The sequence below is a fragment of the Streptomyces sp. KR55 genome, assembly GCF_052245645.1.
In the GTDB taxonomy this organism is placed as follows: domain Bacteria; phylum Actinomycetota; class Actinomycetes; order Streptomycetales; family Streptomycetaceae; genus Streptomyces; species Streptomyces flavusporus.
The window spans coordinates 16,479-39,203 of record NZ_JBQQCE010000022.1 but is presented as its reverse complement, the minus strand read 5'-3'; the positions used below and the strand labels follow the sequence as shown (position 1 = coordinate 39,203).

Below are 22,725 nucleotides of genomic sequence, written 5' to 3'. Positions count from 1 at the left end.
GAGGTCAGCGCCACGGCGCGGTCGTGGTCGGGTGGGTCCAGCAGTACCGGGACGGCACCGCAGAGCGACACCAGCTCCAGGGCGCGGTTCAGTGTGTCCTCGCTGGTCTCCGGGGTGGGAGTGAGCACCCAGCGGCGGTCACGGAAGAGATCGGCGCGGGCCGACAGCGGCCCGGAGCGTTCCCGCCCGGCGAGCGGATGCCCGCCCACCAGAGCGGTGGTGTCGCATCCCAGGGTCAGGCATTCGGCGTAGGGCAGCGCCTTCACGCTCGCCACGTCCGTGTATACCGCGGCCAGTTCGGCCTTCTGGTGCTTTGCGACGGTCTTGGCGACGGCCGACGGTGGGACGCAGATGACGGCGATGTCCACCGGTGCCGAAGGCGGTTCGGGCGTCCCCGCTCCTCGTGCGGCGGCGATGCGCACGATGTCGGGGTTGCGGTCGATCAAGTGGGTGGTCACGCCGCGGCCGGTCAGTGCCAGCGCGATCGATGTGCCGATGAGACCAGTGCCGACGACTGCAGCGGTATGCAAGGGTCGCTCCTCGACCGTGGTGAGATGGACGGCGGCCCGCCCCGGCCCATCCGATATGCGGACGGGCCTGCGGGGAGGGCATTACCGGTCGGCTGCGCTCTCTGCCGCCGGCTGCGTCGATGTCGCCGGTTGCGCGGGGAACCGGTTGCCGGTCAGGCGCCGCAGCAGCGCCGGGTCGGTCAGCATCACGGCGTTGCCGATCAGGATCAGGGCGACGCCCGCCAGGTCCCGCCCGGTCCAGTGGAAATCCTCGAACATCGTGGACAGCAGCAGCGCCACGATCGGGAAGAGCACCATCGCGTACGCCGCGCGCTCGCCGCCGATCCGGCCCAGCAGCGTGAGATAGGCACCGAATCCCACCACTGAGCCGAAGACGGCCAGGTAGACGAGCGAGCCCGCGTACAGCGGCGTGGGGTCGAACAGGGCGCCCCTGCCGAGGAACGCGGCGAACGGGGCCATCAGCAGCGCCCCGTAGGCCATGGCGTACCCCGTGCTCTGAATCACCGGGATGCCGGCGGCCTGGGTCTTGCCGGAGACCACGTTCCCCAGGCAGAACACCAAGGTGCCGAGTGCCGAGAGCGCGATGCCCTGGCCCGAGCCGGAGGAGAGGCCGAAGTTCTGGAACTCCGGCCAGAACACCGTCGAGATCCCCAGCAGTCCGACCGCCCCGCCGATGAGCATCTTCGCCGTGATGGTGCGCTTGAAGAAGAAGCGGGCGAACACCATGTTCACCGCCAGCGACATCGCGAAGACGATCGAGACGAGACCGGTGGTCAGATGCTGTTCCGCGAAATAGAAGCAGACGAAATTGGTGGAGAACATCAGCCCGCCCATGAGGGCGAACTGGCCGTGCACGCGCAGTGGATAGCGCAGCGGCAGCCCGCGCAGACGGGCCCACGCCAGCAGGATCACGGCCGCCAGGGCGAACCGGTACGCGATCGACGCCGTGGGGTGTACGTCCCCGAGCTGGCCCTTGATGGCCAGCCAGGTGGAACCCCAGATCAGCACCGTCACGCCGTAGAGTACGGCGTTCACAGGCAGCTCCGTTCCAGTAGATCCACCAGCCGACGGGCTCCCTCGGCCACTTGCTCCGGCGTCAGACAGCTGAGGGACAGCCGCATCTGGTGCCGGCCGCCCCCGCCCCGGTCCGGATAGAAGTAGCTCATGGGCGTCCAGATCACTCCGTGCTCACGGGCGGACTCTTCGAGCAGTGCGTTGTCCGCCGGAACGGGGAGCGTCAGGGTCAGGAAGAATCCGCCCTCCGGCGAGTTCCAGTGGATTCCGGCCGCCTCGCGCCGCCCCGGAGGGAGCAGCCGGTCGAGACGATCGAGCAGTACGGTCAGGTTGTTCCGGTAGAAGTCGGCGGCGGGCTTGTTGGCCTCCCGCAGGCGGAAGTCGTGGCTGAGGAGCATGCCCCCGATGACCGCCTGGCTGATGGCCGGCGTATTGACCGTCACCATGCCCTTGATCTTGGACAGTTCGTCCGCCAGGAGCCCGTGGCTGCCGTCTGCTGCCTGGACGCGCTGGTCGGCGACCACATAGCCGACCCGGGCGCCGGGGAAGCAGGTCTTGGCGAAGGAACCGAGGTAGATCACCCGCCGCCGGCTGTCCAGCGCCTTGAGGGTGGGCAGGCCGGTGCCGGTGCGGGTGAAGAAGCCGTACGGATTGTCCTCCAGGAGGAGCAGGTCCTCCTCCTCGGCCAGGTCCAGCAGGCGGCGACGCGCGGGCAGTGGCAGGCAGGTGCCGGTGGGGTTGGAGAAGTCCGGCACCAGGTAGAACGCGCGCGGCCGCTTTCCGGCTGCACGCAGCTCGGCGACCGTCCGCCGCAGCAGCTCCAGGTCGGCCCCGTTCTCGCCTTCGGGTACATGCACTGTCTCGATGTCCAGCAGCCGGGCCGCTCCGGTGATCCCGACATAACTGGGAGAGGAGACCAGCAGGACGTCCGAGGGGCCGGTGAACAGGGCGCGGAGGGTGATGAACATGCCCTCCTGGCAGCCCACGGTGACCACGAGGGAATCGGGGTCCGCCTCGATGCCCTCGTCGTTGCGCAGGACGCGGGCCACCAGGTCGTGGATCTGGCCATTGGTGCGCCCGTACTGGAAGAGCATGGTGCGGACCTCGTCGGGGGTCCGGCCCAGCTCCTCGGAGAGATGCCGCGTGTAGGCGTCGAGGTAGTCACCGATCCGCTCGACCTCGAAGAGTCCTTCGTACGGGCGCCCCGGACCGAAGGAGATCGCCTGCGGATAGCGGGAGGTGACCTCGTTGAGGAAATTCATCACCTCCATGAGCGGGTCACCGAGCGATGCGTGCAGCTCATCGGCCGACAGCACGGTGGTGGGGGGACCTTGGGTCACCGCGGGTCCTCCCACAGGACCGGGCAGAAGTCCGGGTCGGTGTAGTCGGGGTTGCCGTTCGCGTCCGCGCGGACGAGCACATCGTTGTTGTAGACGACCCGCTCGCCGGAGGACAGCTCGTACGGCCGCCACTGGTTGGTGCGGTCCTGCAGGTGGAAGGAGATGGCGCGGCGGGGACGGTCGCTCACGTTGTGGCCGCTGCCGTGGTAGGTGCGGCAGTGGTGGAAGCTGATATGTCCCTTGGGGATGTTCACCGGCGTCTTGCTCACCTCCGCGTTGTTGAACGCGGCGTTCTCCGCAAGCATCTCCTCGAGTTCCGACCGGTCGCGATCGGCGAAGTGGCGACTGGTGGAATCGTCGCCGCCGGTCTCCTTCCAGCGGTGGCTGCCGTCGATCATCGTGATCGTCCCCATCTCCTCGTCACAGTCGTGGAAGGGGATGAAGGCGGTGAGCATCTCGTCGGAGGAGCAGGTCTGCCAGTAGTGGCGGTCGAAGTGCCAGGGCACGATGTTGCGGGCGTCGTCCGCACGCGGCGGCTTGTGGATGAGCGTGCTGTTCCACAGGCGTATCTGGCCGGTCTGCGCTATCCGTGCCGCCACGGCCGCGATGACCGGCTTGGACAGGATGCCGCGGATGGTGTCGTCCTCGTAGAAGATGTAGTCGTTGTGCCGGTGCACATCGCCCTGCTCGGGCTCCCAGTACGCCAGGCGCGGCGGACGCTTCGGCAGGGTGCGGTCACGGTGGCCGGCGTAGAAGCGGTCGGCCGCGGAGTTCAGCAGGTCGACCTCCTCATCGGTCAACAGCTTCTTCGACAGATACCAGCCGTGCTCCTGGTAGAACCGCACCTCCTCGTCGGACGGCAGAAGGTCCTGTTCTGCGGCGGTCAGCGTGAAGGGTGCGTCGTTCGCTGTCATGTCATGTCCCTGTCGTTGAGGTGTTGAGGGTGGGGTGGTACGTGAGGTCTGCGAAAGGGTGAAGGAGGTCCCGGGTGACGGTGTCGAGCCGGGACCGGCCGGTCAGCGCCATCGCCTCTTCCAGCTCGGCCCGGAGGGTGGTCAGGACCCGTTCGACGCCCTTCGCGCCGTCGACGGCGAGGCCCCACAGGACGGGACGGCCGACGAGCACCGCGCGGGCCCCGAGCGCCAGCGCCTTGAGCACGTCGCCGCCGCGGCGGATGCCGCCGTCGACGAGGACTTCGCACTGGTCCGGCACGGCCGCGACGACTTCGGGAAGCGCGTCCAATGCTGGTATGGCACCGTCGAGTTGGCGGCCTCCGTGCGTGGAAACGATCAGCCCCTCGATCCCGAGTCCGGCCGCCCGCCGGGCGTCCTCCGCAGTGAGTACGCCCTTCAGCACCAGCGGCAGGCTGGTCAGCGAGCGCACCCAGGCCAGGTCGTCCCAGGTGAACGCGGCGTCGTGGTGCTGCGCGGCGTGCTCGGCAAGAGTGGAGCCACCGGAGCGGCCCCGGTGCAGCCCGGCCCGGTGGCTGTGGTCGAGATTGGCCGGCCGGATATGCAAGGGCAGACCGAAGCCATTGCGCAGGTCGCGTTGCCGACGCGCCATCCGGGGGGTGTCGACGGTGATCACCAAGGCTCGGTAGCCGGCGGCTTCGGCCCGTCGTACGAGGGATTCGGTGACCTCCCTGCGACGCATCACATAGAGCTGCAGCCACAGCGGTCCGGTCCCGACCCGTGCGGTCTCCTCCAGCGTCCTGCTGGCGAAGGTGCTGGTGATGGTGAGCGCGCCCACCGCACCGGCCGCGCGGACGGTGGCGGTCTCGCCGTCCGCATGGACCAGACCGTGGTAGGCCATGGGCGCGATACCGATGGGGAAATCCACGGGCCCGCCGAGCAGTGTGGTGCTCAGCTCGCAGTGGGACACATCGACGAGGGCACGGGGACGCAGCCGGTAGCGGTGGTATGCCGCACGGTCCTCCCGCAGGGTCACCTCGTCGCCGCTGCCGCCAGCGATGTAGTCCCACACGGGCCGGTCGAGCCGGGCGCGTGCCGCCGCCTCGTAGTCCTGCGGGGAGAGCAGCACGTCCTGCCGACCGCCCTGCGGCTCGGTCAGCGCGGTCACCCGCCGGTCCTCGCCGCGGCGCCGGCCGGTACGGCGGCCTCAGCGCGCTCGCGCTCCACGGCCTCGTAGAGGGCCTTGATGTTGCCGCTGCCGAAGGTCCGTGCGTCGAGCCGCTGGATCAGCTCGAAGAACACCGTCCTGCGGGCGTACGGGGAGCGAGTGAAGACCTGCACCAGCTGGCCCCATTCGTCCCGGTCGGCCAGCAGGCCCAGCTCCTGCAGCACCTCGGTGTCGATGTTCACGTCGATACCGCGATCAGCCAGCGCGGAGTAGTAGCCGACGGGAGTCGAGAGCAATTCGACGCCGGATGCCCGCAGTTCGCGGGCGGCCTTGACGATGTCGTCGGTGCTGTAGGCCACATGCTGGACGCCGGGGCCGTCAAATGCGTCGAGGAAGTCGTTCAGCTGACCGCGGTCGCCGGTGGGGTCCGGTTCCACCATGGTGAAGGTGACACCCCTGGTCTCGTCCTGCACGACCTTCGAGGCCATCGCCTGACCGCCGACGACGATGTACTCGTCGTAGGTATGCCGTAGCCCCAGCGCCCGCTGATAGAAGTCGACCATGGTCTCCAGCGAACCGGCGCGCAGGCACAGAGCCAGGTGATCGACGGATCGCAGCAGCTCGGGCTCCGGCGCGAGCTCGTCGGTCACGGGCAGATACCTCCCCGGCAGAAAGGCGCCTGACGGGTCGTCACGCTGGACGAACGTGTGTACCAGGTCGTTGGTCGCGGCGATGGTGGCCCGTATGACCCGGCCGCCGGCGTCCTCGAAGGTTTCCGGTTCCGATACGGACTCGGCCCCGGCGGCCAGCGCCCGCTCGTAGTCGCCGGCCGTATCGGTGGACCGGAGGGCCACATCGCGCACGCCGTCGCCGTGCCTGCGGACGAACCGCGAGGCTGCGTGGTCGGCGTGCAGAGGGGACGTCAGTACCAGGCGGACGCCGCCGTGCGCCAGTACCAGCGAGCGGGCCCCGGCAAGCCCGGTGAGCGGGCCCGCCTCGGCCACCACTCGGAACCCGTAGGTACGGCTGTAGTAATGGGATGCCTGATTGACATCCCCCACGAAGAACTCAACATGGTCGACGGAATGGACAGTCACGTTGATCCAATCGCTCGTTGAGGCAAGGGAGTAGAGGAGAGGGGGCATACGGGAGCGCGCCCCGATGTCCGGCGCCGGGTGTAGCCCGGCGGCGGTCGGGCGAAGAGCGGCCGACAGCGGTGGGTTGTCGGGGGTGATAGCAAGAAGTCGTCAGGCTCGCAGGCGGTCAAAGTGGCATCCGGGTCCTTGCGGTCGATGCTGCGCAGTCCCGGATACGACGCCCAGTCCTTTCGGCCTGCGTCTTGGAGTTGGCCCGCATACCGGGCTCGGCCGCCTCCTCGGCCGCCGCGTGTGCGCCGTACGGACGTCGGCGCCGGAGTGCGCCGCGTCATGGAACGCCCTGAAAACGGGCGCATACGCGTCGATCACGGTCTTGTCGCCGGGTACCGCTGCGCCCAGCTGCTGAAGCCTGTCGAGTGCCGCGCCGAGCGCCGCCGCGCACTGCGGCCGTGATCGCCGTCCCCGACGGTCGAATCCAGTGCGCTGAGGTGCTCCTGATTCCGGCTCATGACCGTGTCCTCCTTCGGGTGTGCGGATCGGTCCTCCAACAGCGCTGTGCGACCCGGAGGTTTTGCGTCAGCGACCTGCGCGAGTGCCTTGTCGCGTGCTGCGAACGTAGTACGACATTGCCGAACGGCCGTGGGAAGCAAAACCCACCGACCCCGGTCCCGTCAAGCATGTGTCGCAGTGTGGTCGCACAGGGCGCGACAAGGCGAATGGGGGGCTGTGGATGGCGAGTTGATGGATCGTGAAGGACGTCGCAGGGCCCAGGAAAGGCCCTCGGTCGCAGGCGTGCAGCCCCGCGTTACGTGGACGCCGAGGTCCCGGAACAGGCCGTGGGCAATCTGGCGGACCGTGACGGTACTACACCCCTGACGTGCACTGTTCGCCACGCGTCCATGCGGGACGGCGCGGCTGTGGGGCCGAACCGGGCGCAGGCACCGACCGATGCACCACGCACCGCATGTCGTTCCGGAGTCCCGTCGCGGTGTCGCCGAGGCAGCACACCACGCCCAGCCGGTGATGACGACGGGCTCCATCAGATCCTCCTGCACGCTTCCGAGTCACTGGGAGGCTAGACCGCCCGCGGGGCGAGATCGATAGGCAGCGGTATTCCGACCCCCCATCAACCACGGCTCAACGTTTGACGATTGCCGTACGACATTGTCGAATACTGTTCAGGACGAGCGAGGTCGTCATGACGGCGCACGAGTCGGCGAATCCGGCAGAACACGGCGGGAGCTGACGAGCCGTGCCCTCAGGAGGGCCTCCTTACCGTCAGCGGGTAGCGGGCGGCCGGCTTGTCTGTCCCACCGCACGGCAGAGGAGACGCATCCATGCGTGACGCACTCGCAGAACAGCGGAGCTTGACCCGTGAGATCCTCGGCAAGGGGACGTTCGACCTGGTGGTGAGAGGCGGCGGGATCGTCGGCATCGCTATCGCATGGATGGCATCCCGCTCCGGTCGGCGCGCTGCCCTCGTCGACAAGGGCGACTTCGCCTCCGCGACCTCCAGCGCCTCCTCCAAGCTGGCCCACGGCGGCCTGCGCTACCTGGCCATGGGCAATATCAAGCTCGTCCACGAGAGCCACACCGAGCGGCGCGCGCTCGGCAATCACGCCGCACCGCACCACGTCCGGTCGCTGCCGTTCCTCGTACCGCTGTACTCGGGCGGCCCGCACGGCCGGCTGAAGATCGCCGCGGGCATGGGGACGTACTCGGCCCTGTCCCTGTTCAACGATGGCGTCGGCCGGGTGATCTCACCCGTCCGTGCCCGCGAGTGCGTGCCCGCACTGCGCACCGAGAACCTCCGCGCGTGCGGCCTGTACGGGGATCACCAGATGAGTGACGCCCGCCTGGCCATGACCGCCGCGCGGGCCGCCGCGGAGGCGGGCGCGGTCCTCTTCAACCACGCCGAGGTCATGGGCTTGCGCAAGACCTCCGGCCAGGTCAGCGGAGTCGAGCTGTGGGACCGCCTCGACGGCACGGAGTTCGGTGTCGACGCGAAGGTGGTCGTCAATGCGACCGGACCGTGGGTCGACCACCTGCGGCGGATGGAGGACCCGGGGGGCGTGCCCAGCGTGCGGCTGTCCAAGGGCGCCCATCTCGTCGCGAGGCGGAACGGGCCGTGGCGTGCTGCGATCACCGTCCCGATCGACGACGTGCGCGTTTCCTTCGCGATCCCGTGGGAGGGCCACCTCCTCGTGGGCACCACCGACGAGGAGTACCTCGGCGACCCCGCGGGCGTGGCGGCGACCGAAGCCGATGTGGACCAGATCCTCGGCGAGATCGGGCAGGCGATCCCCGAAGGGCAGCTGAGCAGGTCCGACATCGTGTATTTGTTCGCCGGGCTGCGGGTGCTCCCCGGAGGCACTGGGGACACCAAGAACGCGAGGCGGGAGACCGTCGTCTCGACGGGCCCCGGGGGCATGGTGAGCGTCGCCGGAGGCAAGTGGACGACCTTCCGGCGCATCGGCACGATGGTGCTCGACCGCATCCGGCATTTCCTCCCCGACCTGAAGGTGGAGACCGGCCCAGCACTCCTTCCGGGGGCGGCGCAGCCGGAGCCGGTCCAGCGGCTCGGGCGCGTCTCGATGCCCGAGCTGCCCGAGGACGTAGTGGCCCACCTGGTGCGCCACTACGGTTCGCGCAGCCATGAGGTGCTCGCGCTCGGCGTGAAGGACCCGAGCCTGCTGGAGCGTGTGCACCCGGACGGTCCCGGCATCTGGGCCCAGGTCGTCTACGCGATCGACCACGAGTGGGGGTACGACGTCGACGACGTGCTGCGCCGCCGGACCACGCTCGCCGTCCGTGGCCTGGACACCCCCGAGATCCGCAAGCGTGTCTGCGAGCTGATCGGGAGCTGACCGGGGTCACGCGACTTGTGCCAGGAAAGCAAGAACACGGGGGAGCGTCATCTTTGCACGCTGAGCAAGGCCGGACCTTGGACAGGAGGAGCCCTGGCGCGGACAGGGGCACCCGACCTGCTGCCGTGGTGCCGACGGCACGGCTGCGCGGCCGTTCACCATACGGCTACCGGCCGGCGACATCCGAGGAGGAAGTGAAGGCAGGACAGGGACTCGTCCCGGACGAGTGGACCGCGCCGGTGGTCCGGCGGATCTTCCGGGAGTATCTGTCCGGCAAGGGGCTCCAGCGCATCGCGGACGGCCTCAACCTGGATGCGATCCCCAGCCCGGGGGCGTACGGGCGTGGCGCGACGCTGCCCGAGGCGGCGTGGTCCAAGGGCACGGTGCGCGCGATCCTGGTGAACCCGCGCTACGCCGATCACCCCGCGCCCGATGGCACGGCCGGTGAGCATGCGGTGTCCGGCGCGATCGTCCCATACGAGGTGTTCGATCAGGTACACCGGATGTTCGTCGCCCGCCGCCGGGTCCAGCGCGAGCCGGGTACGGCCACCGGGAAACAGCGGTACCTGCTGCGGGGCCTGATGCGGTGCACCAGATGCAACCGGCTCATGCAGGGGACCTGGAACAACGCGGAGCCCTATTACCGGTGCCGGCTGCCGGCCGAGCACGCGACGGCGAACCGCAGCAGCCATCCCCGCAATGTGTACCTGCGGGAGAGGAATGCACTCAGGCCGCTCACCGCGTGGCTAAGCACGGTCTGCACGCCGCACAGCCTCCTGGCACTTGCGGGGGATCCCAGCCCCGGTCGTTTCCGTGCTCTGGTCATCGAGGCGGCCGACCACTACGGGGAGGCGCTCCGGGAGGCCAGGGGCGAGGGACTCGCCCGGGTGTTCCGCTCTCTGGGACTGCAACTCGTCTATTCCGATGCCGACAACCTGCTGAAGGCGAAGGCCGTGCTCGCGCCCGGGCGGATCACGGTCCGCGGAACTGTGGAACTGTGACCGGCGAAGAATCCCAGAGTTCTCCCAACACCCATGATCCGGCGGCTTCGCGTGCCTGGCCGGGCGCGAGGGTGGGGTGGGCAGCGGCAGCGAGCCTGGATGGAGGTCTTCTCGTCCGCGCTGACGACCTACTCATCCGCGCCCAGCGCGACGCCCTCGAAGCGGCGCGCGTACAGCTCCAGCACCCGGGCGGCCCTGAGGCGGAAGTGCGGGTCGGTGATGAAGATCCACGATCGGTGCTGCCAGGGCTTGAGTGCATCCTGGGCCAGCCAGCGGCGCATGGTGGAGGCCGACACGAAGGCCGCGATCCCCCGCGCGACGGCCTCGCGGGCCAATTCCGGGGCCGTCCAGCGGGACAGCGGCACCGCGGCGGCGGCCTTGGAGAGCTCCAGAGGGCTGTGGAAATCGACGTTGGCCGCCTTCGGAAAACGATCCATGGCACCGCTTCCCTTCGTGCACCCTCAGCATCCCGTGCCGCACGACGGACGACAACCGCACGCGCGATTGCCACCTGCTCACACAGGGCGACCGTCGATGGTCTGCCGGACACGACCCACCATGCGATGCAGAGCGGTCTGGAACCAGCCCGCACGCAGTACCGCTCGCCACGGCGCCCGACTGACCCGGCCGACGAGGTGCCAGCTTGCTCGTCCCAGCGCCTCCAGTTGTGCGGCGTGATCCATGTTCGGGATCTTCGCCGTGCCGCAGCAGCAGCCCCGGCAGACGGTGACCGTGCAGCGGTCCGCCGCCTCGCGCCCGGTGCGGCTGACCGTCGGGTATGTCGTGTCACCGGCAGCCCTGCGCGCGGGCCCGCGTCCACGCGGTCTCGCGCAGCAGCCGCAGGCCATGGAGGCCGACGATGACGGCGAGCCCTCGTGGCCGAGGACGCCGAGCGGCAGCGGCAGGGTGGCGACGAGATCCCAGACGACCAGGCCGGAGATGAACACGGCGGCGACGACCAGGTTCTGCACCACCAGGTGGCGTGCCCGGCGGGAGAGGGGCCATCACGGCGGGCACGGTGGCCAGTTCGTCGCGGACGACGACCGCGTAGGCGGTCTCCAGGGCGAGGTCGGAGCCCGCGTGGCCCATGGCGACTCCGGTGTGGGCGGCGGCCAGGCGGGCGCGTCGTTGACGCCGTCGCCGAGGACGAGCAGCTTGCGTCCGGTCTGCTCCTGGTCCCGGACCGCGGCGGCCTTGTCCGGGGCTGGGCCTTGATGGTTGGGGTTCTGCTGGGCGTGGTCGGGCTGCGTAATTGCCTTGCTCGCGCCCGTGGTTGGACTGGACCGGCCTGTTCGACCGGCTACGCATCCGCCCCTCGACGAGTCGTTGCGCAGGCGCAGGTCGGAGGCTGCGCAATCACCGCCCGGCTGCGCAATTCAGCCGGGCGGGCTGCGCAGTCCGATGACCTGCCGTGGTCGGGGCCTGGCCGGGGTGGGCAGGGCGGAAGAGCCCCGCGGTCGGCCTGCGCAATGGGGTTGAGTCGTTTGTGACGCATTGTGTGTCCCCAACCTGGCTGGCCGGAAGGGCAAGAGAGGGGCAGCAAGGGCGCCGCCTGCCAAGTGCTGTCCCCCGGCACGGGGCACAGCGATGTGGTGTGGATCCCGGACGGCGAGCACGGGCCTGCACACCCTGCCATCGATCCCGAGTCCCTCGCCCAGCGCGCGGTGGATTCCATGACTGACCGGTCCGGCGATCGCCAGCTCCCGCTCCGCGGGCCGGTACACGGTCGGGGATGCTGGTGTGGGTGACGAAGAGGCCGCAGAGCTACGGGCCGCAGACCGCCGGCGGGAGCACGGCCGGCATCCCGGTGACCGCGATCGCTGAGGTGACCTCGAACTTGCTGGAGCATGGATGATGGCACCACCATCACGCGCGCCGGCCCGGAACCTTACCGCGGATCCGCGAGGGTGACCGACTCGCCGGGCTGCGGCCGCCGTTAGGCGGCCACCTCGGCCGTCCGGCCCGGTCACTGCTACAAGGTCACCGCGGCATCCATGTGGACGACTGCGGGGCAACTGCCGGAGCAGGACAAGCACGGGCCAGTGGACCGCAGCCCGGGCGATCGAGCAGGCCGTGGCAGTCGGCGAGGCGCTGACCGTCGTCAGCTTCTGACCTGGCTGGATGGAAACATCTCCGGAACCAACTCTTGCACCATCTCTCGCATCAACTCTTGCGCCATCTCTTACGCGAGCTTTTCGGTCGGCCTCACGTCTGTGCAGGTCACCACGCCTGTCACGGCGTGGTCGGGGGCCTGACATCCCCCTATGCGCCTCTCGCAGCCTCCCCGAAGCAAGGAAAAGAGAGAGTGGGGGCGGGCTGGGCAGCGGTCGGCGCGGCGGGCGATCGGGCGGCCTGGAGGTGGTGTCGCGTGTCGGCGGAGCCTCCGCGCTCCCTGCCAGGCCGGCACACCAGGGGCAGGGGCAGGTGGCGTCCCGCCGAGCGAGGTTGCGACGCGGATCCCGTGACTCCGCGAGCCACGACGGCAATGCGCCCGCGGATCATGACGATCGCGGAGCACCGCTCGCTGGTTGGCGTGGAGGGCGACTCGACGGCGCGAAGACCCCTTCGGCACTGGGCCTTACACGGACTGGTGCGGTTCGGGTTCCTACACCACTCGGCAGTACGCCACCCCGCTGGAGATGGCCTGCACCTTGATCACGACCACAAGTGCTGCCCCGGCAAAGGCGAGTCCTGCGGCCAATGCATCAGGGGATTGCTGTGCTGGGGATGCAACGGGGGCGTGCTTCCGTGGTACGAGCGCATCCGCGGTCAAGAGCCCCCGTATCCGCCACTGGAGTCGTACCTGAGTGATCCTCCAGCAGCAGCCCTTGGGCTGACGACGCACCCGTCCGGGAGTGAGTAAGGCCGAAAACGTCGGCGCTGGGTAGGACGAGTGGTCCGGGGTGGAGGTCCGGCGTCGGTACCCTGGAGCGCATGTCTACTGCCCCGGTTCGCGTTCGTTTCGCCCCGTCCCCTACCGGCATGTTCCATGTCGGGGGTGCACGGTCCGCTCTCTACAACTGGGCGGTGGCGCGACAGTCCGGCGGCACATTCGTCCTGCGGATCGAGGACACCGACGCGGCCCGGAACAAGCCGGAGTGGGTCGACGGCATCATCAACGCGCTTGCGGCGATCGGCATCCATGGCGAGGACCTGGCCTTCGAGGGGCCGTACTTCCAGTCGCACAACGCCGACCGGCACCGCGAGGCGGCCCAGCAGCTGTTCGCGGCCGGCCGGGCGTACTACTGCAACTGCACCCGGGAGCAGCTCAAGGAGCGCACGGGGTCGGAGCACCTCGGGTACGACGGGTTCTGCCGGGACCGAGGGCTGGCCTTCGAGGAGGGGCGGGCGCTGCGGTTCCGGACGCCGGACGAGGGTGAGACCGTCGTGGTCGACCTGGTCCGCGGGGAGCCGGCGTTCCCGAACAGCGCGATCGAGGACTTCGTGATCGCCCGTGGCGACGGGTCCCCGGTCTTTCTGATCGCCAACGTCGTGGATGACCTGGATGAGGGAATCACGCAGGTCATCCGAGGCGAGGAACACCTGTCGAACACGCCGAAGCAGCAGCTGCTGTGGGAGGCGCTCGGCGCCAAGCCGCCCGTGTGGGCGCATCTGCCGGTGATCGTGAACGAGAAGCGGCAGAAGCTGTCCAAGCGCCGTGACAAGGTGGCGCTGGAGGACTACCTCGCCGAGGGCTTCCTGCCCGAGGCGATGGTGAACTACCTCATGCTCCTCGGCTGGGGACCGGGTGACGACCGGGAGATCAGGCCGTACGAGGAGCTGGAGCAGCTCTTCCGAATCGAGGACGTCAACACCGCGCCGGCCTTCTTCGACGTGAAGAAGCTGACGGCGTTCAACGGCGAGTACATCCGCGCCCTATCGCCGGAGCAGTTCGCCGCCGCCTGTGCGCCCTGGCTCGTCGCCCCGTACGTGCCCTGGCGGCCGGAGGCGTTCGACAAGGCTGTCTTCGAGGCAGCGGCGCCGCTGGCCCAGACCCGGCTGGCGCTGCTTTCCGAGATCACCAGCTACGTGGACTTCCTGTTCCTCGACGAGCCGGTCGAGGACGAGGCGTCGTGGAACAAGGCGATGAAGGCGGGTGCCGGCGACATCCTGTCGGACGCCCGCGCGGAGCTGGCCACCGTCGCGGACTGGAAGGCGGACGACCTGAAGGCCGTCCTGCTCGCCGTCGGTGAGAAGCACGGGCTGAAGCTGGGCAAGGCCCAGGCGCCCATCCGGATCGCGGTCACCGGCCGGACGATCGGACTCCCGCTGTTCGAGTCGATGGAGCTGCTCGGCCGGGACCGCGTGCTGGCCCGTCTGGACGCCGCGACCAAGAAGCTGGCCGCGCAGGCGTAGCCGCTGGTCAGGCGACCTGTGCGAGGAGGTTGCCCCAGGCGTTGCCGAAGTAGTTCAGGTCGAACCGGGCCAGGGCCTCGTACGCCGCCTTGGCCTCGGTGTGGCGTGATGCCGCGCGTTCCCGAACCTGTGCCGGGAGGCGGCGGAGCTCCGGGGTCGGCTGGCCGGTCAGCGTGGCGAGGTCGCCCAGGCCGGCCACCGGGCGGATGAGGCAGGGCAGGCCGAGCAGTAGGGCCTCGGCCGCGCAGCGGCTCCAGCCTTCCCGCATCCGGGGTAGGAAGACGCCGACGTCACAGGCGCGCAGCAGTCGCAGGTACCGCTCGCGCTCCACGTCGTAGTGCGCGCTGTCGAGGCCGATGGTGTTGCTGCCGCTGGTGATCACCCGAAGCCCGGGGGCGCCGGCGAGGGCCGCCGAGACCTCCTCGGTCCCCTTCCAGTGCACGGCCTTGCCCGCGTAGACGCCGATCACGTCCGGCGGCAGGCCGAACTCGGCGCGGCACTCGGCTCGGTCGAAGCCGCGTGCCTGCTCGACCTCGGTCATGTCGAAGGCGTTGTAGATCACCCGTACGTTGCGGACGCCTCGGGCGCGGAGCTGGTCGGCCCAGTACGGGGCGACGCACACGACGGCGGCGCACTGCGGCAGGACCCGGAAGAGTCGCTCCCAGAGCATGGCCTCGATTGGGGCGGAGTCATGCTGCAACGGCTCATAGTGGTGCAGGAGGAACACCGTGCGGGCGCGCATCTCGGGCGTGAACAGCAGCAGACTCAGGTCGTCCCATACGAAGGTGCCGGAGGTGCCCTCCAGCGCCCGTATGGAAGGGGCCAGGCGGACGAGGTGGCGGAGCTTGCGCCAGCGGCGGACTCGGTAAGTCCGCTTGTGGTCTGGGACGGTGCGCCATTCCACGTCGTCGGCCGTCACCTCGTGGAGCATCCGTAGGTAGACCCGGCCGCCAGTCCGGCCGACCGGCTCCATCGAGTAGACGACCCGTTTCACGGACGTACCTCCTGTATGTGTCGGACGTACTCGGCGTGCAGTCGCGCGTGCATGGTCTCCAGATGGGGGCCGAGGCTGCGGGCTGAGTCGGCGAGGGGGAGGTGGAAATCGCCCAGGGTCTGGAGGAACCGTCGGCGCCGGTCGAGGTTCGGGGACGCGCCGAGGTCGCGCAGGTTGTGCAGGCGGTCGGCGAGCCGGATGAGGAGGTCTTCGGGTGGGAGCGCGGCCTGCTTGGCGCGCCAGCGGGTTTCGTCGCCGACGGACTTGGGGCGCTGTTCGAGGCGGTGGTCGGCCGTCATGGCACGCAGGCGGGCGGTGAACGGGCCGCCGAGGTGATGGACGAGCAGTGCCTCCGACTCAGGGGCCACCTCTAAGGCGTCATGGAGGAGGGCGAGGAGGAGGGTCTCGGGGCGGCGGACGCCGATCTCCGTTCGCAAGAGCCTGATGACGGCCAGCGGGTGCTCTAGGTATGGCGTGCCCTGGTCGCGGGTGTGGCCGTCGTAGACCGTGAGAGCGAGGCCGGCGGCCACGCGGGCGCGGGACTGCTTGTCCGGACTCCACGCGGCGGCACCGAGCACGGTCAGGACGTGGTCGAGATCGATGGGGTTCATCCGCCTCACCTCGTACGAAGGGACGCGGCACGGGGGTCGGGGACGTGGTCGGCGAGCAGCAGGGTGTCCCCGACGGCGAGGGCGTCGAGGCGCAGGTCTACCGCCGCTGCCACGGCTTGCTCAGCGGTCCGCAGGATCGGGGCGCCTTTGCGGTTGAAGGATGTGTTGAGCAGCAGCGGCAGTCCGGTGAGGTCGCGGAACTGCTCAAGAAGGTCACGCAGGCCCTGGTGGTTGGCGGCGACGGACTGGACGCGGGCGGTGCCGTCGTGGTGGGTGACCGCCGCGATGCGGTCGGCTCGGCACCGTCGGACGGTAGCGACGCGGTTCATGAAGGGGTCGGCCGCCGACATGAACCACTCTGTGGCGTGCTCGGTGAGGACGGCCGGTGCGAACGGGCGGTACGCCGCTCGCTTCTTGATCGCGTTGAGCCGGTCGCGCGTGGCGGCGTGACCGGGGTGGGCGAGGATCGAGCGATGGCCGAGGGCACGCGGCCCGAATTCGAGCTGTCCCTGCACCCAGCCGACGATGCGGTGCTCGGTGAGCAGTGCCGCCACCGTGGGTGCCAGTCTGGGCCCGAGGTGGGGCAAGGCGTGGTAGCCGGACGGCACCGTTGTCGTTGGCAGCGCGCCCGGATCGGGGCCCCAGGCCGCGTCGGTGGGCACCGGCAGGCGTTCCTGCCCGAGCTGGTAGTGCCAGCCGTAGAGCGCGGCGCCCACGGCTGTGCCGGCGTCGTGCGGGGCTGGTGCGACGAAGAGGGTATCGAAGCCGCTGTCGGCGGCCAGATGGCCGTTGAGGTGGGAGTTCAGGGCGCATCCGCCCGAGAACACCAACGCTGAGGCCCGAGTGAGTCGTTGCAGGTGGCGGGCGATGTGGACGACCGATTCGGCGAAGACCTCCTGGACGGCGGCGGCCAGGTCGGCCCGCTTGTGTTCCGGCTGTTCCGCGACGTTGTCGGCGGTCCAGGCCCGGCCATCGAGCAGCAGCGGTGTGCTGCTGTCCGCCGAACCCCACGGGTGATCGATGCGGACCTCGCCCTCGTCACCGAGCCGGACCAGTTCGCGGATGTGCGCTCCGTAGCGCTGGGGATCGCCGAAGGCTGCGAGCGCCATCATGCTGCCCTCGGGCTCGTCGCCGGGTGGGATCACCCGCCGGGCGAGATTCCGATAGAAGTGCCCGAGGGAGGAGTGGACGCGCCGGGGCCCCACCGGGCCCGGCACGACGGCTGGTATGCCCTGGTAGAGGCGGTCGATGCGATCGGGCCACAGGTCGTACCCGGTGATGCGTTCCCGGCCCGGGCCGACGTCGGAGCCCAGGGAGGAGCCGCCGGCGTCGATGACGAGGCCCGCTGCGTGCTCGTGCCCGGAGAGCAGGTAGCCGGAGAGCACGTGGGCCGTGTGGTGGGAGAGGAGGCGGAGGTGTTCGCCGAGCGGGGCGGGCAGGAGGACGGCGAGTTCCTCCCGCTCCTCGGCCAGCCACCAGCCGGCCGCGGGGTTGGGACGCATGGAGGCGGCCCAGACGGCGTCCACGTTCTCCGGTTCGATGTCGGCTGCCTCCAGGCACCACTGGAGCGCGCGGGTCGGGGCGGTGAGCGTGCCCTTGCGGGTGGGGTGGTTGTGCTTGACGCCGCTCCAGCGCTCCTCTTCGACCGCGTAGATGCGGCCGTCGACGACTAACGCGGCGGCCGTGTCGTGGTGGAAGTTCAGTCCGAGGACTGCGGGCATGGTGGTGTACCTCCCGATCAGACGGTGAGGGCGGGGACGAGTGCGGCGCCGGAGTCGGTGTATTCGTGGCAGCGCAGGCAGAACCGGAAGTGGTGGCCCCTGGGTGCGAACACCTTGGCCGCGAAGTCCTCGTCCCAGATGCTGAATTCGCTGTCGTCCTTCGCCATGGCGTTGAAGCAGCGGTAGCAGGATCCGTCCATCTCGATCATCAGGTGCTGGTCGAGGTAGCGGTCGCAGAGGCCGCGCAGCTCGTTCGCGGGCTGGCCGACGTCGACGTGGTGCACGTGGTTGGTGACGTGGATGGCGCCGTATTTGTCACACAGCGTCCGGAGCTGCATGAGCCGGGTGGAACTGATGCCTTCCAGGACGCTATTGATGACCACGGTCTTGCCGGCTTCGCGGAGGCGGGGCACGACGGCGTGCACCTCGTCGTAGTTCCCGTGTTCGTCGTCGCAGCCGATGAGGATCTGGTCGTAGGAGCGGAGGGTCGCGTCCATGATCGGCTGGTTGCGGGCCAGGGTGATGGCGTTCGTGCCCAGGACCATGACCTTGTCCGGCAGCCGCGTGCGGGCGGCGTCGCTGAGTGCCGGGAAGTCCCGGTGCACGGTGGGTTCGCCGCCGTTGATGTGCAGCTGCTGGAAGGGGATGGTCTCCAGCCGGGTCAGGATGGTGGAGAACAGTTTCAGGGACATGTTCTCGCCCTGGGCGCCGTCGGCGAAGATACAGAAGTCGCAGTGCCGGTTGCACTTAGTGGTGATCTTGACCTTCGCCGTTTTCAGGGTACGGGGCACCGGCGCACGCGCGGTCATGGCGAGACTCCTTGGGTCAGAGGTGGACGTCATCGGGGGTGAGGCTGAGGAAGTCCTGGACGGTGGTCTTCTGCTGGTGCCAGCGCGCGAGGGTCACGCGCAGAGTGTCGGCGGTGGTCAGTCCGGTGGGGATCAGCGCCGTCATCCGGGCGGCCAGTCGCTGGGCGGGAGTGGTCTCGTCTGCCGCGAGCGCGGTCAGGGTTTGCGCCGCGGACCGTAGTTCCTTCGCCTCCCGCCGGATCAGGTACTCGGTCGCCACGCCGGGCGGCGGATCGAGGTAGTACAGCCAGCGGGCGATGCGTACGCGGAGCATCCCGGCGGTCATCACCCAGGCGATACGGGCGTGCTCTTGGCCCTGGTCGCCGGTGCGGTCCCCGTCAGCAACGCGGCGTATGGCCGCCTCCAGGGCGAAATGGGCCGCGCGGAGCAGGTGGCGTGGACTGCGTGGGCGGGCATCGGAGCGGTGCTCCGAGTGCCGGAGGAACAGCTCGGCGTATCCGTCCAGTCCCTCTGGCCGCCACTGGGTTAGGGCGGCCGTCTTTCCGGGACAGCGGGTCCGTGTCGCGAGTGCGGCGGCGGCGAACCAGCAGGGGGCGAGGTAGTGCCAGGCCACGCAGTGGCGCCGGTACGCGGCGATGTCCTCGACCACGTTGTCCGTACTGTCCGCAGCCAGCTGGTATCGGCCGCCCATCCGGGCCTGGAGGATTCCCCGGTAGAACCGCTCATCGATCTCGCACCAGGGCGCCATCTGGGCTCGGGACTTCCAGCGCTGGAAGTCCCGGGCGCTCCCGCTGATCAGTGACCAGGTCGCGAGTTCGGGCGCGGAAACGAGTCGCCCGTCCGCCTCGGTCACGGTGAACGCGAAGCCGGGCGGATGTTCCAGGAGACGTCGATGGGAGACCTCCCGGTCGACGGCGGTGGTGTGTGCGGCGGCCAGGCGGTGGTTCCACTCTTCCCAGTCCGCCGGTGCCTGGAGGAGGAGGACGCGTACGTCGATGTCGGAGTGCGGAGCCAGCAGGTCGGCCGGCTGCCACTTGTGGGTGAGCATCACGGCCCCGACGCCGTGGGCGTCCAGCTCGCGTTCGTACAGAGCACCGAGTCCCTGGTAGAGAGGCGGCGCGTCGGCCACGACCATCACCGCTCCCCGGTGGAGGCGCGGGTGCAGGAGGGGCTGGCCGCTTCAGTGGGGAGGACGGGGAGCAGGGGCAGGACCGGAGTGCCTTCGGGGCGCTCCATTCGGTCCCAGCGCAGGTCGTAGTCGACGTAGTGGAAGCCCTGCCAGGCGTCGTTGGTGTTGCGGTTGAGCATGGCCTGGAAGAGGTGGGCGAAGGCGTCGCCGAGGGTGCCGTCGGCGAGGTGAGGCTTCAGGGGGATGTCGCGGTTGTGCAGGATGCAAGGACGCGCCACCCCCGTGGGCGTGATCTTGATTCGGTTGGCGTCGGAGCAGGTGGCGCAGCTGGAGTTGGAGATGAAGCCGATCGACCCTGCCCAGCCGTCGGGGCGGAGGTACTGCCCGGGGCTGCGGACGCCCAGCTGGTCCCGGGGGACTTCGCCGGCGTTCGCGAACCACTCCTGGAGACGGTCGCGGACCTCCGCTTCGATGATGAACTCGGTGTCGAACAGCGCCTGGGCGGGGCCGATGTTCTGGAGTTCGATCAGGCGGATGGCGATAGGCAGGTCGCGGGCGAGCTGGGCCACGGCAAAGGCGTCGTCCAGGTAGGTGCGCTGAAGAACGCAGTTGATCTTCACTCGCAGGCCGAGGGAGAGGGCGGCGTCGAGGGTGCTCAGGGTGGTGCGCGGGTCGCCGCCGCCCATGATCGCGGCGGACCGCGCCGGGTCGAGGCTGTGGAGGCTGAGGTTGAGGTAGGTCAGGCCGGCGCGGTGGAGCTGTTCGACGCTCAGCCCCCGGGGCAGGTTGCCGTGGCTGGTCATGCCGATCGCGGCGTCGGGCCCGAGGCCGTCGGAGAGGCCCGCGATGACGTCGAGGATGTCCGCTCGGAGGGTCGGTTCACCGCCGGAGCAGTGCGCCTTCCTGATCTTCCAGGCGCCCGCCTCGTCGGCGATGGCCGCGTAGTCGGAGGCGGTTAGGGGACGGTCCTTGTGCCCGTAGTCCGGCATGCACCGGGGCTTGCAGAACACGCAGTCCAGGTTGCACAGCGAGTTCAGGGTGAAGGCCAGGTAGGGGTGGTTGCGGCCGGCCGCGGCGAAGGCGGCGGCCAGGTCGCGGTGGTGTGCGGTGGGCATCGGTCAGCCTCCTACGAGCGGAGCGCGGGTAGCGGGCACCTCGGCCAGGCCGTTGAGCGGTCGGCCCGCGAGGTAGCGGTGCAGGTTGTCGGCGAAGAACGCCACGGCCTCGTCCATGTACGTGCGGCAGAACACCGAGCTTTTCGGGGTGAGCACGACCCGGGGGTGGAGCCGTAGCGGATGACGGGCAGGCAGCGGTTTCGGATCGAAGACGTCCAGGGCCGCGCCGCGCAGGTGGCCGGTGTCGAGGGAGGCCAGGAGGGCCGACTGGTCGACGGTTGCCGCGCGGCCGAGGTTGAGGAAGAGAGACCGGGGCTTGCACGCCGAGAAGAGGTCGTGGTTGAAGTAGCGGCCCGTGGCCGGGGTCGCGGGCAGCAGATTGACCACTACGTCGGCGACGGAGACCGCCTGGTGCACCGCCGTCGTGTGCACCCACGTGATCCCGCCCTCGGAAGCCGCGGGTGGTGTCCGGCGTACTCCTACGACGTCCATGCCGAAGGCCCGAGCGGCCTGGGCGAGGTGTCGTCCGATGCTGCCGCAGCCGACGATGGTCATCATCGCCCCCGCCAGGTCGAAGAACTCCTCGGCCAGGTCGTCCTTCCACCAGGCACGGTTCCGTTGGACGCGCTGGCTGATGAACAGCCCGCGGGAGAAACCCAGGATCAGGCCCATGGCGTGCTCGGCCATGGGCCTGCCGTGGAATCCATACGAGCGGGTCAGAGCCACCCCGACCGAGTGCGCCTCGGCGACGGGCAGATAGTCAGTGCCGGCGGCCGGGGAAGCGATCCACCTCAGATGAGGGGCGTCGAACAGCCACGAGGGCGCGAATCGCCACCCGAAGTAGACGTGTGCGTCGGCCAGCTGGTGCGGTACGGCCTCCTCGGTCGCCCTGCGGAACTCGATGCCGGGGAAGGCGGCGGACAGTGCACGCTCGTGCTCGGAGGACAACCGCCAGAAGGAGTGCGGGGACTCCAGGCTGATCAACACCACCGGCCGGTTCATCGCGCTCGGCCCTCCGCGATGGCTGACTGCGCCAGCGCCCAAGGGGCGATGCGGTCCATGACGGAACCGATGCTGGCGTCGTAGTCGTGGCGAGAGCGCACCAGGGCCGCCCCGGCGCTCCGGAGCCGATCGCGTTCTCGGGGCAGGACGGTCAGGGCGCGGTGCAGGGCAGAGGCCAGGGACCTGGGGTCCTGCGGTGCGGCCGTGAAGCCGGTCTCGCCCTCGATGACGGTCTGAGCCAGTCCGCCGGCGGTGGTCGCGACCACCGGGCCCGCACCGGCTGCGAACGCCTCCAGGGGTATCCGCCCAAAGGGCTCCTCACGAGAGGGAACGATGACCGCGCGCAGGGCCGGGCTGTGCAGCCAGGCACGGATCGCGGGGGTGAAGCGAGTAATCAGAGTCGCGTCCAGATCGTGCGCGCGGATGTGTGCCGCCAGGTCTTGCTGGTACGAGGAGGGGCACTCGTGTTCCTCCGAGGTCACGGCAGCCAGCAGCAGGTGAGGAACGTGGACGCCGCGTTCCTTCAGGATGCGCAACGCCTCCAGGAGGTCTTCGAAGCCTTTCGTCGGCACGGCGCGGCCCATGGCGAGAAGGAATCCGGCGCGGGCCTTGAAAGGCAGAGGCAGAGCTATGGCCGGCCTGACCATCTCTTCACGGATCAGCCCGTTCGGGATGCTCACGATGCTCGCCCGAGGGACGGCGTAGTTGACGATGAGGTGACCTCGCATGTGGGAGGAGATAGCCCCGACGCGCCCGCCTCGGAGGGTCGCCGTTCGCAGGGCGTCGCGCTCCCAGCGGACGCGGGACACATCCTTGGGCCGCGTCAGCGCGGTCGTGGAGCGGGGTACGAGCAGCAGGTCCGTGGTCGGCGGCGTGTAGGGGGCGAGCCCGAGGAAGGGGATGTCGAGGCCGATGAGGAGGCACCGGCTCGCGCGAGCAGCGATGCGCATGGCCGCCTCGCCCGCCAGGTCGCACAGCTGGATCGAGCCGCGGACCGAGTCCGGCGGCGCTTGGACCTTCGGGATCGTGATGACCTCGGCTGCGGCCTGTCGCAGCATCT

At 69.5% G+C, this 22,725-nt stretch carries 19 protein-coding genes and 2 pseudogenes; 3 read left to right on the top strand and 18 right to left on the bottom strand.

Annotated features, from left to right (window positions below; translation table 11 throughout):
• From ACTWQJ_RS05495 to ACTWQJ_RS05465, 7 genes are all read right to left on the bottom strand, one after another.
• A partial coding sequence (locus ACTWQJ_RS05495) for a prephenate dehydrogenase/arogenate dehydrogenase family protein (protein WP_443305468.1) occupies positions 1–530 on the bottom strand: 530 nt, incomplete at its 3' end.
• Positions 531–611: 81 nt separating this feature from the next.
• Positions 612–1,565 carry a DMT family transporter gene (locus ACTWQJ_RS05490; RefSeq protein WP_443305466.1) on the bottom strand — a complete coding sequence of 318 codons (954 nt, stop codon included), beginning with the start codon at positions 1,563–1,565 and terminating at the stop codon, positions 612–614.
• A complete protein-coding gene (locus ACTWQJ_RS05485; RefSeq protein WP_443305465.1) occupies positions 1,562–2,884 on the bottom strand; it encodes an aminotransferase-like domain-containing protein in 1,323 nt (440 codons plus the stop codon). The genes ACTWQJ_RS05490 and ACTWQJ_RS05485 overlap by 4 nt, the downstream gene beginning before the upstream one ends.
• The gene (locus ACTWQJ_RS05480; RefSeq protein WP_443305464.1) at positions 2,881–3,798 is read right to left on the bottom strand and encodes a phytanoyl-CoA dioxygenase family protein; all 918 of its coding nucleotides are present in this window, start codon (positions 3,796–3,798) and stop codon (positions 2,881–2,883) included. The genes ACTWQJ_RS05485 and ACTWQJ_RS05480 overlap by 4 nt, the downstream gene beginning before the upstream one ends.
• A gap of 1 nt (position 3,799) precedes the next feature.
• Positions 3,800–4,963, bottom strand: a complete 1,164-nt coding sequence (locus ACTWQJ_RS05475) for an alpha-hydroxy acid oxidase (protein ID WP_443305463.1) — start codon at positions 4,961–4,963, stop codon at positions 3,800–3,802.
• Entirely contained in the window at positions 4,960–6,060 is a 1,101-nt protein-coding gene (gene hppD / locus ACTWQJ_RS05470; RefSeq protein WP_443305462.1) for a 4-hydroxyphenylpyruvate dioxygenase, read from the bottom strand. Before hppD ends, ACTWQJ_RS05475 begins: the two co-directional genes overlap by 4 nt.
• A 150-nt stretch (positions 6,061–6,210) precedes the next feature.
• Positions 6,211–6,459 (bottom strand): hypothetical protein, encoded by a 249-nt coding sequence (locus tag ACTWQJ_RS05465; RefSeq protein ID WP_443305470.1) that lies wholly within the window; start codon positions 6,457–6,459, stop codon positions 6,211–6,213.
• A gap of 938 nt (positions 6,460–7,397) precedes the next feature.
• Here ACTWQJ_RS05465 and ACTWQJ_RS05460 point away from each other — a divergent pair.
• Together ACTWQJ_RS05460 and ACTWQJ_RS05455 are read left to right on the top strand one after the other, a co-directional pair.
• Positions 7,398–8,927 (top strand): glycerol-3-phosphate dehydrogenase/oxidase, encoded by a 1,530-nt coding sequence (locus ACTWQJ_RS05460; protein WP_443305461.1) that lies wholly within the window; start codon positions 7,398–7,400, stop codon positions 8,925–8,927.
• A 194-nt stretch (positions 8,928–9,121) separates the two neighbouring features.
• Entirely contained in the window at positions 9,122–9,928 is an 807-nt protein-coding gene (locus ACTWQJ_RS05455) for a recombinase family protein (protein WP_443305460.1), read from the top strand.
• Between the two features lie 128 nt (positions 9,929–10,056).
• On the opposite strand, the gene ACTWQJ_RS05450 is transcribed toward ACTWQJ_RS05455, so the two are convergent.
• The 3 genes and pseudogenes from ACTWQJ_RS05450 to ACTWQJ_RS05440 form a co-directional block, all read right to left on the bottom strand.
• Entirely contained in the window at positions 10,057–10,365 is a 309-nt protein-coding gene (locus ACTWQJ_RS05450; RefSeq protein WP_443305459.1) for a hypothetical protein, read from the bottom strand.
• 216 nt (positions 10,366–10,581) lie between these two features.
• Positions 10,582–10,680: pseudogene (locus ACTWQJ_RS05445) on the bottom strand ((2Fe-2S) ferredoxin domain-containing protein); the annotation flags it as partial.
• Between the two features lie 34 nt (positions 10,681–10,714).
• Positions 10,715–11,127, bottom strand: a pseudogene (locus ACTWQJ_RS05440) (heavy metal translocating P-type ATPase); the annotation flags it as partial.
• Between the two features lie 1,783 nt (positions 11,128–12,910).
• Between ACTWQJ_RS05440 and gltX the strand changes: the two are divergent.
• Positions 12,911–14,284 (top strand): glutamate--tRNA ligase, encoded by a 1,374-nt coding sequence (gene gltX / locus ACTWQJ_RS05435; RefSeq protein ID WP_443305458.1) that lies wholly within the window; start codon positions 12,911–12,913, stop codon positions 14,282–14,284.
• A gap of 7 nt (positions 14,285–14,291) precedes the next feature.
• Here the strand turns inward: gltX and ACTWQJ_RS05430 are convergent, their stop codons facing one another.
• Genes ACTWQJ_RS05430 through ACTWQJ_RS05395 form a run of 8 tightly spaced genes read right to left on the bottom strand, consistent with a single transcriptional unit; the run spans position 14,292 to position 22,723 of the window.
• Positions 14,292–15,278, bottom strand: coding sequence for a glycosyltransferase (locus tag ACTWQJ_RS05430; RefSeq protein WP_443305457.1), 987 nt, complete (start codon positions 15,276–15,278; stop codon positions 14,292–14,294).
• A complete protein-coding gene (locus ACTWQJ_RS05425) occupies positions 15,275–15,889 on the bottom strand; it encodes an HD domain-containing protein (RefSeq protein ID WP_443305456.1) in 615 nt (204 codons plus the stop codon). Before ACTWQJ_RS05425 ends, ACTWQJ_RS05430 begins: the two co-directional genes overlap by 4 nt.
• A gap of 5 nt (positions 15,890–15,894) precedes the next feature.
• Complete coding sequence (locus ACTWQJ_RS05420; RefSeq protein WP_443305455.1) at positions 15,895–17,610, bottom strand: carbamoyltransferase C-terminal domain-containing protein; 1,716 nt, start codon at positions 17,608–17,610, stop codon at positions 15,895–15,897.
• Between the two features lie 17 nt (positions 17,611–17,627).
• Positions 17,628–18,419, bottom strand: coding sequence for a radical SAM protein (locus ACTWQJ_RS05415; protein ID WP_443305454.1), 792 nt, complete (start codon positions 18,417–18,419; stop codon positions 17,628–17,630).
• Between the two features lie 16 nt (positions 18,420–18,435).
• Positions 18,436–19,554, bottom strand: coding sequence for a hypothetical protein (locus tag ACTWQJ_RS05410; protein WP_443305453.1), 1,119 nt, complete (start codon positions 19,552–19,554; stop codon positions 18,436–18,438).
• On the bottom strand, positions 19,554–20,663 hold the full coding sequence (locus ACTWQJ_RS05405) for a radical SAM protein (RefSeq protein WP_443305452.1): 1,110 nt from the start codon (positions 20,661–20,663) through the stop codon (positions 19,554–19,556). Before ACTWQJ_RS05405 ends, ACTWQJ_RS05410 begins: the two co-directional genes overlap by 1 nt.
• Positions 20,664–20,666: 3 nt before the next feature.
• Complete coding sequence (locus tag ACTWQJ_RS05400) at positions 20,667–21,665, bottom strand: D-2-hydroxyacid dehydrogenase (RefSeq protein ID WP_443305451.1); 999 nt, start codon at positions 21,663–21,665, stop codon at positions 20,667–20,669.
• Positions 21,662–22,723 carry a glycosyltransferase family 4 protein gene (locus ACTWQJ_RS05395; RefSeq protein ID WP_443305450.1) on the bottom strand — a complete coding sequence of 354 codons (1,062 nt, stop codon included), beginning with the start codon at positions 22,721–22,723 and terminating at the stop codon, positions 21,662–21,664. Before ACTWQJ_RS05395 ends, ACTWQJ_RS05400 begins: the two co-directional genes overlap by 4 nt.
• Positions 22,724–22,725: the final 2 nt, after the last annotated feature.